The 12,993-nt window shown below is 68.0% G+C and carries 4 protein-coding genes; all 4 read left to right on the top strand.

All coding sequences use genetic code 11. The features are described 5' to 3' along the window. The first annotated feature begins 205 nt into the window (after positions 1-205). The 4 genes from AB0B25_RS07280 to AB0B25_RS07265 all read left to right on the top strand — a co-directional run bounded on the left by AB0B25_RS07280 (position 206) and on the right by AB0B25_RS07265 (position 12,971). The gene (locus AB0B25_RS07280; RefSeq protein WP_357176014.1) at positions 206-1,819 is read left to right on the top strand and encodes a hypothetical protein; all 1,614 of its coding nucleotides are present in this window, start codon (positions 206-208) and stop codon (positions 1,817-1,819) included. Between the two features lie 140 nt (positions 1,820-1,959). Continuing rightward, a complete protein-coding gene (locus AB0B25_RS07275; RefSeq protein WP_357176013.1) occupies positions 1,960-2,286 on the top strand; it encodes a hypothetical protein in 327 nt (108 codons plus the stop codon). 41 nt (positions 2,287-2,327) lie between these two features. Next, positions 2,328-2,849, top strand: a complete 522-nt coding sequence (locus AB0B25_RS07270; protein ID WP_357176012.1) for a YbaB/EbfC family nucleoid-associated protein — start codon at positions 2,328-2,330, stop codon at positions 2,847-2,849. 18 nt (positions 2,850-2,867) lie between these two features. After that, positions 2,868-12,971: an alpha/beta hydrolase gene (locus tag AB0B25_RS07265; protein ID WP_357176010.1), complete on the top strand. Its 10,104-nt coding sequence runs from the start codon at positions 2,868-2,870 to the stop codon at positions 12,969-12,971. The last annotated feature ends 22 nt before the right edge of the window (positions 12,972-12,993 follow it).

Genomic DNA, 12,993 nt, shown 5'->3' with positions numbered 1-12,993 from the left:
GTCGGAGGGACGGGGGCTGCCCGCGCTGTGTCGAGCGTCGACGGTGAGAGCAACTCCGCCGCAACGACATCCCGGACGGCCGCGAAACTCGGCGGTCGTCGGCGGCGCTGTGCCAGGATGGGGGCAGTGACACATCGGGCCCACTGGCGCACCGCCTCCCGCGTGCGCGGGCGTCCGTGCGGATGACTGAGGAGATTGCGCCGAGGTGACCAGACCAGACGACGACGCCGACGACCGCGGGGCCGGCAGCGCGGCGGGGTCGGGCCTCGATCCAGCGGAACCGACCGTGCACGGTCGAGACGCCGACGAGGCCTTCATGCGGGAGTTCATGGCGAGCTTCCAAGAGCACAATGTCGACCCGGACATCGAATTCACTCTTGTCCAGGACGCCGGCCGGCCTGATATCACCGAGCGGGTCGCTGAAATCACCGAGCGGGCCAAGGAACTCAGCCACCAGATCGCCCGCGAACTAGCGGCATCGGGTCCGCAGGGCTGGGCGCGGCTGAACGCGGTGTTCGTGCTGACGACGGTCGCCGAGGTAGCGCAGGTCTTCTTCTACGACGACCAGGGGCGTTCGGTGCGGATCCAGCCGACCGTCGGGGTCCTCGAGCTGGTTCGCCAGCAGCGGCAGCTGTCGGCGCAGCTCAGTGCCGGCCCCTGGTGGCGGTTTGTGCTGACCCTGAGCAATGCCGGGGAGATCGAGGTCGACTACGACTACGGCGACGAGCCGTTCCCGGACGATCAACTGTTCCCACCGGAGGTCTATCGAGCGGATCTCGAGGTATATCCCCGGGATTCTCTTCCGGTGTGGCTGGCGGCTTATGTCGGTCACGACGGCAGGCAGTCGCGCCCGGCGCGGGCGGCCGTGGCCCAGGCGCGGGCCGATCGCGGGGCCGGCGTGCGCGGAGTCCTGTCCGAGGGGGACTTTCCCGTGTTCCCGGTGATGTGGTCGCGGTGGGCGGTGCTGGCCGCGGCGTTCGTAGCGGTCGGATCGCAGTGGGGTCCGCGAATCCTGCCCGCGCTCGGCTTGTTCGAGGGCGTCGAGCGCAGCGGTTCGACAATGTATGCCCTTCCAGGTGGGCGGGGCGTGTTGTCGGGCGGGGTGTGGGACGCGCCGGAGTTGGACGCTACGTACAACGGCGGCGAGCCGATGCCCATGCTGTACGCGGGCGCACCGGAGTGGGTGGCCAATCCGGTGTTGAATCCGCGTGCCGCCAACGGCCTGTTGTCGTTCTGCTACTGGTGGGAAGGCGGCAACTGGTACCGCGGTGAGTCGTCGACGGCGGATCAACTCAGCGACGCGGTGCCCGGCATCTGGACCACCGATACGGTGGTGCAGGTGGTCTCGGCACTGGTGGCCGAGCAGCCGACCGACCGTCAGCGTCAGGCGGCGGCCGCTTTGGTCTCGGCCGCCGAACGCGGCGTCGTCACGCGCGACATCCTGGCGGATGTGTTCGGCGACGACGAGACCTTCGACGTCGACAGCGCCTTCTACCAGCTGATCATGGCCGGAGTAGCCGCGACGCTGCCCGAGCCGATGCCGGAAGAGGCGGCGATTTCCCTGGTGCGCCAGTACATTCTGGACCAGGGCATGGACACCGCCGGGTATCCACTGGAGGAGCTGCGGGCGGACCGCATCACCGTGGGCTGGATGGTCTTCGTGCCGACCCGTCCCGGCGAGATCTCGATCGGCCGCGCCATCTTTTACATCGCCGACGACGGTGTGCTGGAACAGTCCTCGTCGTCGGTGGCGCCGGCGGTGTCCGTCGCCGAGTTCGAACAGCGATTCCAGCAGCGGCACGGCTCGGTGCGGACCTGACGTCGCATGGCGAGACCATCGAGCCGACAGGCCGGCGCAAGCAGCGAATGATCCCTGTTCGCGCGGTATTCGTAGCCTGCGCGGTGGATGTTCTGCGATGATCTGAGGCAGGTGGAATGCAGTCGGCGAAGGACAACACCATGGCAGCAGACGACATCGAGGCATACACGGAGAAGCTCCGGATCGCGGGCTCGGACACTGCCCAGGCGGATATCGACCTGCTCGGCATCGTGACCGGCGCGGAACGCGCTGCGACGCAAGCAAGCATCGCCGCGGGGGCGGATAAGTACGGCAGCAAGTTCCGCGATGGCAGCGAAGGTTTCGACAACGCGATGGCCAGTATCAACGACGGCACGCGGAACATAGCGACATCCTTCCGCCGAATGTCACGGGGGCAATACCGAGCCGCTGACGGGATGCACGACGCCGAACAGGCCGCGGCCGAAAGTTTCGACCGCCGCACCTGATCCACCGAAATCGTCTCACCTGATCCGCGAAAAGGGCCGGCATGAGCAACGCACGACCTGACGAGGGTGACATGGCCTCGATCCTGGAGGCATTTCAGGAGCAGATGCGCACCATCGCCGAGGCTCAGCGCAAGCGCACGAAACTCACCGGGACGGCGACGTCGCGCGACAAGACGGTGACGGTGACCGTGAACGCCAACGGTGTCGTCATCAAGACCAAGTTCCACCCGAACATCAAGTATTTGAGCATCGAGCAGCTCGCCAGTACGGTGACCAAGGTCGCGCAGGATGCCGCGGCCGTCGTAGCCCGAAAAAACGAGGAACTCGCCGCGCCCATCACCGATCGGCGCGCACGGCTGCCGAAGCTTTCCGAACTGGTCGACGGGATGCCCGACTTCGCCGGTGAAATTCCGATCGAACCACCGGTGCCGCTGGCGCCGCCGACATCGCCCGAGTCCGCGCAGACCTCCGACGAAGCTGCCGCGCAATTCACCGATGTCGAGGCCTACGACCATCACAGGCAGGAGACGCAGTCCCATCGAGCCACCGATTTCACCTGGTAGCAGAAGGATTGCCCCGCTATGTCGATAATGATTCCGCCCTGGCTGGAGTGGCTGGGGTGGGTGGCGGGTTCGGAGTGGCCGGATGGTGACGAGGACGAGCAGCGAGCCGGCGGGGAGGATCTGCAGCGACATGCCACGCAGCTGCGCACACGGGTCCGGACTTCGGTGGAGAGCGCGATCGGCTCCACGCTGCTCGCGTATCCGGCCGGTAGCGGCCGCGACGAGATGGAGAAGTCGCTCAAAGAGCAACTGAAACTCATCGATGAACTGGCCGAATATTACGACGAGGGCGGGCGGCGAGCCATCGACTCCGCTGGGGAGATGCGGGCGACCAAGCTGAACGCCATCTTCTCGTTGGCGTGGTTGGCGGCGGAGTTGGCGTATGCGGCATTCCTCGGTCCCGGAGCGCCCTTTGCGCAGGCGGGCGCCATCGGCGCGACGCAGTTCACGTGCAAGTGGTTGGGCGCTTTCCTGCTGCGCAGGATCGAAGCGATTCTGCAAAGGACAGCGCTGTCGGACGCGCGCCAGTATTTCGTCAAAAAGGTCGTGTACGAGTTCTTCCAGGAGGGGATCACCGAGGTTATCGAAAGCTCGATGCAAGAGGGAGCGGTTCAGGGCTTGCAACTGCGGGCCGGCTACCAGAAGGGGGGCCTCAACTGGGCCGCGCTGGGCGAGAACGCGTTTTCCTCGGGCGTCGCGGGTGGCGTCGGCGGCACCGCGGGCCACGGTATCCACAACCTCGTCGATCGGCTGCCGAGCGGCCACGACCAGTGGTCGGGCATAGCCAAGGGCGCGCTCACGGGCGGCGGCGCGGGTGCGGCGGGTGCGATCGCGGCATACGCGGTAGGCGGTGGGGGAGAATTCGATCCGCGCATGCTCACGGGCGGCGCGTTGTCGGGTGTGGGGCCGAGCATGATCTACGGCTGGCGGGGCGGGTCGAATTACTCCGGCGGCCCGATGGGCAACGGACCCGGGCTGAGCCCGGACGTCGGCACGATGCTGGACGGCACGACTCCGTCCCGCCGCCAGGATGTCGGAACGGGAAACGGCGCCGGGGCGAAAACCGGGAGCGGAAATGGCTCCGCTACCAGGGGCGCGGGTACGCGCACCCCGGGCACGAACGGCAGCGACACCGGCGCGCGGGCGCCCGGCGGGCAGCGCACTTCCGGTGCCGCAGCGGGGAATGCGTCGGGTGGGGTCGATAGCCCGAAAACTGTGGTCGCGCAGCCGTCGACCGGTTCGCACGGCAAAGCCGTGGATGCCACTGCCACCAGCATCCACGGCGGCGAGAGCGCGGTCGGAGCCGCTGCCGAGCAGCCCGCACCCGCCGATTCCGATGTTGATGCTGGCAATCGATCCGCTACCTTTCCGCGGCAATCCGCAGCCGGCACGATCCAGAGCGCGGGCACCGGCCAGCATGTGGGCAAAGTCGATGCGGGTACGAGCGGGTCGACCATCAATGCGGCCACGCTGCCGGCCCCCTCGCATCCGAGTGCCGCGCACCATGATTCGGCAGATATCGCCCCGGTCTCGGGCACAACCGCGGGTACCTCGGCCGGATCCGACGCGGCCGCGGGTGCCGGAGCTGTGCCGGGTGCCGGGGACACGTCGGGGGTCGTCGCAACGCCGCATCCTGGACCGCCGTCGGCTGCGCCGAGTTCGTTCTCGACCGCGCCCGGCGCCACACCGAGTTCATCCTCGGCCGGTTCGGCGCCGGGTTCGGCGCGCGCACCCGGCGCGGCAACAACTTCGTCCGGCCGAACGTCGGTGCCGCAGAGCGAATCTCACGTCGGTCCGACGGCCGTGGACCGACCCGCTGCCGCTGTGCCGGAGCGACGAGCGGGTGTCGAGGCGCCCGAGGACGGCACCACGACACCTGATCCGCGGCCACGCTCAGGTCTCACAGGCCCATCGGCCGCCGGTGCAAGTCCGACCGGGGCAGCGCAAGCACAGGCCGCGCAAGCAAAGGCCGTGCGAGCCGACGCGGTGCAGGCCGGGACGGCCGATTCCGAAGCGTCGCGTGCCAGGACAGACGCCGCCGATAGGGACGACGGAGGGCGACCTGGTGTCCGGCGACCGGGCGATACCGGTACGGCGCCGGAAGTCGAGCACAGTCGCGCGGCAACCGACACCGCCGTCGACGGACGACCGCACCCGAATGCAACCGATGCCGACACCAAAGCTGTTGTCCAGCAGACAGACTCGAAATATGGCAGCTCTGCCGAGCCCGCGACCGTATCGAACGCGGGGGATGGGGGTGGTCATGGCCCGAACGATCCGGGCGACGACCGACCGGCGGCCGCCGATCCGGATGAGCCCGGATCCCGCGAGGGCGATAGCGCCGACGCGGACATCCACCCACCGCACCTGGGCCCCGCCCTTCCGGTGGATCCCGGGTTCACCGAAGAGCAACAGCGGCTGGCCGACGCGGCGCTGCGCGACGGTGGTTTCGCTACCGAGGATAGGCTGCAGCGCAGAATAATTCGTGGCTTCGCCGTCTCGGCGCGGAAGCGGGCAACCGTGAACGCGGACTGGTGGCATGCCCTGGCCGACCCGGCGCACCCCGACCAGCTGAGCCAGGTCCAGCAGGCGCTGGTTCGGGTCTACCCACATCAGATCGGCAACGCCGATGGCTTGCCCGCCCCGGTCCGCAATGATGCGAACCGCCTCGCGATCACCCGCGACATCGAGGACTTCATCGCGCGACGGCCCAGCGGGCGTGGCCGCTGGTGGTGGCGCTACGTGCTCAGCGAGGCGGAACGCCGGCACTTCAGCAACCTGGTCGTCACCCGAAACCATCTGGTGCAGTTGGACCGTCAGGCCGCTGCGCTGCCCGGCGAGCCGCCCGTGCACGTATTGGCATACGACGCAGCGGCGTTCGGCGGTTCCGGCAAAGTGATGGTCGCGCTCGGCAACGTGGACACCGCTCAAACGGTGAACTGGCATGTACCGGGCACCAATACAACACTGCGGTCATTGCTGTACCAGTTCACCCCGTTGCGCAACCTGTACGAAGAGACCAAGCGGGTGGACCCGAATCTGGAACTGGCGTCGGTCATCTGGATCGGATACGCCGCCCCGACCGGGCCGGTCAACACCGGTTACCTGAAGGCCGCCTTCCGCCGTCGTGCGAAGGTAGGCGGCGACCTCCTGCTACACGAGATCGCGGCCTTTCACGCGACCAGGGAGCGTGCCGGAACCGCTGGCCCGGATCGACTGAAGAGCCGGATCTTCGCGCACAGTTACGCTGTCGTCACCGTCAGCTACGCCGGCAAACGCGGCAGGCTGGCCGGTCTGATCTCCTCGGTCTGGATGTCGGGCGCCCCGGGTTCGCCGGCGGACAGCGCCGCCGAGTTCGGGATCGGTGACAACGTTCATGTCGTCAGCTCCTGGCGGGACGGCGTGACCATGCTCGGCGCCGACCAGCCGGGGGCGTGGAGCCGCTACGGCAGCGGCAGGCTCGGCCACGGCCTGGATCCGGCCTCGGAGGCATTCGGGGCGAGGCGGAGTCGCGCCGAGTACCCGCTGTCGGACAACTTCGGCAAGGTCGAACAGGTGCACCAGGGCTATCTGCGGCACAGCGATCCGCACACCCGGCGGCCCACCGAGTCGCTGGCCGACGCCGCCCGGATCGCCGCGGGTCGGGGCGACACCGTTACGCCGGTTGAGCGCCGCCGCCCGGCCCCCGACCCGGGCTGGGCGCGGCGACGGGTCGGCGCCGCGCCGATCGACGTCGAACGTGGCCGTTACGACGACGGCAGCAGCGACACCAGGGCGGACGATGGTGCACGACCGAAGTGGGCCGCGGTGTCGCCGCGCCGTGTCGCACACGTGCCGGAGACCGGTCCGCGCGATTGTGCGGTGCGCTCGATGGAATCGGTCCAGCAGTTGACCGGCAGCACGGCTATTGATGTCGCCGCCGCCCAGGAGATCGGCCTGGGCGGTATGCGCTGGCAGGATCTGGAAACGCACGCGGGTGGGCGCCTGCAGGCGGAAAGTCATGCGACCATCGCGAACCGGTTGCGGCGTATGGGCCATGGTGCGACCACCCTGGTGGTCGACGAGTATCACGGTGTCGCTGAGCGCAATAACGGCGTCGGTGCACACGCCTACGTGATGACGAACCACAACGGCATCATCGTGGTGCGCGACCCGGCGACGAACGAGGTCCGCCGTCGCCAGGACTGGACCCCTCCCGCTGGAGTCGTCGGGACGTGGGGAATCCACTACAACGCCGCGGGCGTTCCGCAGCATCCTTCCGGAAGCGTAGTGCCCGCGGACGGTAATTCCGTGCGCCCGATCGACGGGTACGCGCCGGATGCGCATACCCGCCCGGACGTGCGTCTGGGGGTCCGGGCCGCCTCGTCGCCTCTCGACGCAGCGGGCGAGACCGGACCGGCGAATTCGGACGATGGTTCACGACCGGCCAGTTCGATCGGTGCCTCGCCGCACGAGCCCGGCGACCCTGACCGGCACGACGCGCCGATCGAGGACGAGTGGACTTTGTTGCGCCCGGAGCAGGTCGGCGCACGGCTGGCGGAACGAACGGGTTCGGCGGTGTTCGGTTTCGACCTGCCAGGGCTCGATCCCGAGTCGGTGCGGGAATATGCCAGAGCCGTCATCGACATGCGGACCGCCTACCCGGATGTCTATGTACGCAGTATCGGTGTCGGTCCGCTGCCTGACTCGGTCGACGGTCGGTCGTATGCGCACATCGATCCCACCAACGGGCGGTTGTATACCGACCGGATCGTGATCAGCGACCGGCTGCCGGCAGATCCTGGTGCCTTCCAGCATCGCTTGCAGCGCCGGGTCGACACGGGCGAGGCGCTTCCCAGCGTTCTAGATCGGCCGATCTACAGCCTTTTCGTTCACGAATTCGGCTATGCGGTAGACCATGCCGGCAGCCTGTCCGCCCAGCACGCGATCGACGACGTGCTGCTCGAGCACTACTGGTCGACCCACGACCCCGCGACGGTCGAGGGCTACCAGGACTGGCTGGGCGGGCTGAGTAACGGCAGCTTCGACGAGGACGGCGTACTCGAACCGCGCGAGGCGTTGGCCGCGGCTTTTCGCGATGTGGTACTCGATCGCGAGAACGCGAGCGAGCCCGCGACAGTGATCTACGACTTGCTGACCAGCGTGGTCGAACCGCTCCCTGGCGGTGCGCCGAAATCTCCGGGGACCATCGGCGACGAGACCGGCAGCGACGTGCCGGGTCGGAAGCGAACCCCGGCCTTGCCCACGGATGAACTCCTGGCGACAGCGGACGACCGGGTGGCCGCCCGAACGGCGTATGACGGGTGGAACGCGGAGACTTCGAGCCCCGGCGGCCCGCGACCGGGCTGGGACCGGCACGGCGACGTCGTGCGGCAGGCGCGGGAGCAGGCCCGGGAAACCGCCCGCTGGTGGCATTCGCTCAGCTCGACTCAGCAGGAGTCCGTGGTCCGGGTGGATCCGGCCCGGATCGGCCGGTCGGACGGTATTCCGGCGAGGGTGCGTAATCGCGCCAATCGGTTGGCGATTCGCAGGCGCCTCACCGAACTAGGCATCGGCCGTTCGCTTTTCTTCGCGCGGCTCCAGCTGATCGGTGACAACCCGGCCAGGAGCGAGACACATGAGCGGAAGAACCTTGTCGCGATCTGGAAGGCGCTCCGGAAGGCCGATCGGTTGGCCGAGTCCGTCCGGCCCGGCCGGGCAGCCCCGCCGGTGCACCTGCTCTTCTACCAGGCGGGTCAGCTCAGCGTGCCCTCCGACGGAACGGCAGTGGTGGCCATCGGCGATGTCGACATCGAGGCCGAGGTGTCCTGGCACCTGCCCGGCGCACAGACCGACCTGATGTCGCTGGGCGGTCTGCTGACCGCCGCGCGCAATCAACTCGCCGCGACTGTGCACATCGACCCGGACGTGTCCGCCGCGGCCGTCGCCTGGCTGGGGGACGTGATGCCGCACGCCGATCCGCACCGGGACCGAATCTCAGCAGTGTGGGGACAATTGAGTGGTCTGTTGTTGGCAAGGGACATCGGGGCCTTCACCGGGACACGGGAGTTCGGCGCCGGTCTGCCCGATGGCGTTCCGGCCCCGGCCAACCACCTTTTCGGATCAGAGCACGGTGCGAAGATTGTCGGGGACGCGGGCGCCGGCAGTCGGCTGAAGAGTTACGTAGCCACCATCACCGTGGCGGGTTCACTCGGTATGGGCTCGGTGCGGCGCGCCACGGATTTCGGAGTAGGCGCCGACAATGTGTTCGTCGCGGCCGCGTCGTGGGACCAGACCAGCTGGCTGGGCGAGCGCCCACCGGAGATCACCGGTCCCGGTTTCGGCGATTTCGAGCACCGGATCAGCTGGGAGTTCGGCGCGGGGCTCGGGGTGGATCCCGCCACGGCGCCGTTCGGCGCGCACCGGATACGCGCCGAGCATCCGCGTCCGTTGCTACCGTCCCGGCGACGCCGGACGAACTACTATCGGCCCGGATCGGAGTCGTTGCACACCTTCGGCATGATCGGCGCCGGACGCGGGGCGGAGGTGCCGTTCGAGCCGCCGCGCCCCGGCTTGGACCTGCGCAGTCTGCCCGCTCGTCCCGGCGCGACCGGCGATGACCCGGCCGCGAGGCGTCCGGCCACCACCGATACCGGCGTCCGGGCACACCGCCCGCCACCCGCCGACCCGGTGCTTCGGACCCGGGCCGCCGGCGTGCACGACAACCGTTGCGCACCGAAAGCATTGCACCGGATAAACCAGTTGTTCGGCCGCCTGGTTGTGGGTGTACCCGCGGGCGATGTCGGTCTGTCCGGCATGCCTGCGGACGAGCTGGAGCGACACGCGGGCGGACGCCTGCAGTCCTTCGAATCCCACGACGACCTCGCCGATCGACTGCGCCTGATGGGCAAGGGCGCGACGGTTCTGGTAGTCGACGAATTCCACGGCCCGGTCGACGCGCACGGCGTCGGCGCACACGCCTACGTGATGACCAACAACGGCAGCACGATCATGGTGTACGACCCACGCGGCGGTATCAGGCCGTACCGGTCCGGAACACAGTCGCCGGATGTGCGCCGCACCTACGGGATCGTGATCGACTCCGACGGAATCCCGGAGCTGCCCATCCACATCCACGACCCGGTCGCTCACCCAGGCTCTCGCATCGGCGCCACGGAGAAGAACGCCACAGAGAAGAACACGGGACCGTTGCGGGCGGAGCTGGGGGTTCGCGCGGAAGGTCCGGATCCGGGTGATGAGCGTGCGCGTCGGCGCGCCGGCCTTCGTACCTGGGATTGGCTGAGCGAGAATCTGCCCGGCTGGCCGGCCGACAAGGTCGAGGATGCCGGGCTCGAGCTGGCCGAACTCGTGGCGGATGAACTCGGCGTCGTCGACGGCGAAGTCCGTGTCGTGCTGGAGGTGACCGGTACGCCGGGCGAACGCCTGCTGCGGGTCACAGTCGGCGATTCGGGTTTCGAGTTCGGTGAAGCCAGCGAGCTGCCGCGGTGGCTCGCCGACGCCCTCGCCCGGGTGCCGTATGTGCGCTTGAATGTCGACGGTGAACTGGCCATCGCGGTGTCCGACCGGCACATCACCGAACTCGCAACAGCGCTGGCTCCCTTGCTGGTTCCCCGTTCGCCGGAGAAAACTGCCCGCGACATCATCCGCGGGGGCCTGCGCCGGATCGCCCGCATCAACAAAGCACGGCTGCTCGAATCGCAAACCAATGTGGATGGCGAGCCCAGGGAGTACCGGCTGGACGACTCCGAGGCCGAACTGACCATCTACGCGTTCTCGAAGCAGGAGTTCGAGTTCGGACTGCACCGGTTGGACCTGGCCGGCAGCGACGACCGGACGTTGACCCTCGACGAGTTCACCGCGGCCGTGCTCGGGGGACTGGACCAGCACTGGCTCGACCGGGTCGGGGCGCCGACGGACAGCGGCCCCGCCGCGCTCGAGACAGATCCCGTATCCGGCCTGCCGCGGCATGTGGTGCTCCCCGTTCGGACGGGACAAGACGTCGCACAGTCTCGTTGGCTGATCCGCCGGGTGATGTCGGGCTGGCCGCACCCCGCTGATGTGGGATCGGCGGTCTCCTTGGTGTCGGATCTGGCGGGAAACCTTTTGGTGCACCCCGAAGCCACCGGGTCGGTGACGACGACGGTGTCGGGTGAGCCCGGTAACCGAGTAGTTCGTGTCGCGGTGCGCGAGGACAATATGCGGGCCGGGTGGGTAGCTGACGTCGAAGCCCGACTCAGCCTGCGGTGGCTGGCGCGATTGGCCGCGGCGTCGGGCGTCGACCCGCACTCGGAGGGCAGGACCTTCTGGTTCGAATTCCGCGAGACCGTGCCGGAGGGCGATGAGCCGACCGCGGATTCGGATCGGCACGGTGTCGACATCGGCGACGACGACTCGGCCGGTCCGCCACTATCGCGAGGCGGGCCGGCATCGGTGGGCGCCGAAATTCACGAAGTCGGTCAGGCGGCGGTCGGCATGGCCGTACCGCCAGCCGATGCCCGACCGCCGGCCGGATACGAGCTGGGTGCGGCGGAACTGGCGGCCTTGGAGGAGGTTGTCGACGTAGCGCCGCTCAACGATTTGGGGGATGTGTTCCGCGTCGAATTCGGCGACGGAAGTGTGTGGGTCTACCGGACCGAAATGGATCCGGAAGAAGCGGAGGACATCGGCGTCCCGCGGTCCGGATTGCTCGTTCGTGAGGTTGCTATGTCGGCGCTGGACCAGGTCTTCGGCGCCGGTCTGGTGCCGGAGTCGAGGTTCTGGCGTGGCCCGTACGGTCTGGGCACGTTGACCACCTTCGTTCCGCATGAACCGGGCCTACCCGTGCGGGGATACTCGAAGGCTCACCGACATTGGGCCGCAGTACTCGATTACATCGGTGGAAATATCGATCGAAATCCGAGCAATTGGGGAACGCTGCCGACCGCCGGCGAAACCGGCACACAGCGAGTGTTGCTGTTCGACAACACCAGTACTCTCCCCGAGGACCCGAACTCCTTCATGTTCGCCGACGAAGACGAACGCGGCGCCCTGGTCGGGCGTATCCGATCGCCCTTCGTCCTGGATGCGTTCGATGAACGGCTCGATGCCACTGTGCTGGCGAGGGTGCGGGCATTCGAGTCCGGCCGGCTTCGTACCCTGCTGCAGACGCTGGGTGTCGAACCAGAGGCCATCGATGACGCGGTGCGCAGGCTGGAGGAGATCCAGCGCAACGGCAAGATCACCGGCGCGGCATTCCCCGGTCTCGGGAGCCTGAATTGGGTTGTGGGTGTGGGGGAGTCGATCGCCCCCGGCGAGTCGATGACCGCGTGGGAACGCGCGGTCTACGACCACGACAGGGCATCCGCCGTCATGGAAGGTCGCCTCGGCGATTCGGATCAGCGCGATGGCCTGTTCCGGGTCAGGTTCCCCGATGACGACAGTCTTTGGGTCTATCGTCCCGAGACCGGCCGGTGGACCGAGGAAATCAGTGTTCCGCCGTCGGGTCTTGCCGTTCGTGATGTCGCTTTCTCGCGTCTGGACGCACTGCTCGGGTTCGGATCGGTGCCGGTGACGACGCTGTGGGGCGGTCCGGACGGCAATGGTTCATTGATGGAATTCGTTGCTCGCGGTCCGACGCGGGCGGTCGCGGAGTATTCGCCAGTGGAACGCGGCATGTTGGCGGCTTTGGACTACATCGCCGGATCGCACGATCGGTCCGAGCGGAGTTGGTTCAGTCGCGAGTCCGAACCGGGCCGTGGTCGTCTGGTACCGATCAACAACGGTTTCAGCTTCCCCGTCGACCATGAATCATTCGCTCCGCACCGGACCTCGCCCCCTGCGGATCCCGAGATCCGCAACCAGTTCACCTCCCGGTTCGTCGCCTATGCCATGACCGAGGGGCTCGAAAGCTCGGTCCTGGCCAAGATCCGTGCGATGGACCCGGCCAGGCTCGAGGCGATGCTGGCGGCGCTCGGGCTCGAGGGACCGGCGATCGACGGTGCGCTGGCACGATTGAAGGAAATCCGAGTCGAGGGCAGGATCACCGGCGCGGCATGGCTCGATATGACCCGCTCGAACCTCAGCGCGGGCGTGCTCATGCCGATGGACGCGCAACGGGCGGCTCGATCGAGCTTCGACGACTGACTCGTCCGGTCATCGCCGGACC

Source organism: Nocardia sp. NPDC049190, from assembly GCF_040648115.1.
GTDB lineage: Bacteria > Actinomycetota > Actinomycetes > Mycobacteriales > Mycobacteriaceae > Nocardia.
The sequence above is the reverse complement of the archived record's forward strand: the minus strand, read 5'-3'. Positions and strand labels throughout refer to the sequence as shown.

Bases quoted from the DNA above. Each gene is read 5' to 3' on its own strand.
- AB0B25_RS07275 (WP_357176013.1), top strand. From the start codon at position 1,960: ATGGCAGCAGACGACATCGAGGCATACACGGAGAAGCTCCGGATCGCG.
- AB0B25_RS07270 (WP_357176012.1), top strand. From the start codon at position 2,328: ATGAGCAACGCACGACCTGACGAGGGTGACATGGCCTCGATCCTGGAG.
- AB0B25_RS07265 (WP_357176010.1), top strand. From the start codon at position 2,868: ATGTCGATAATGATTCCGCCCTGGCTGGAGTGGCTGGGGTGGGTGGCG.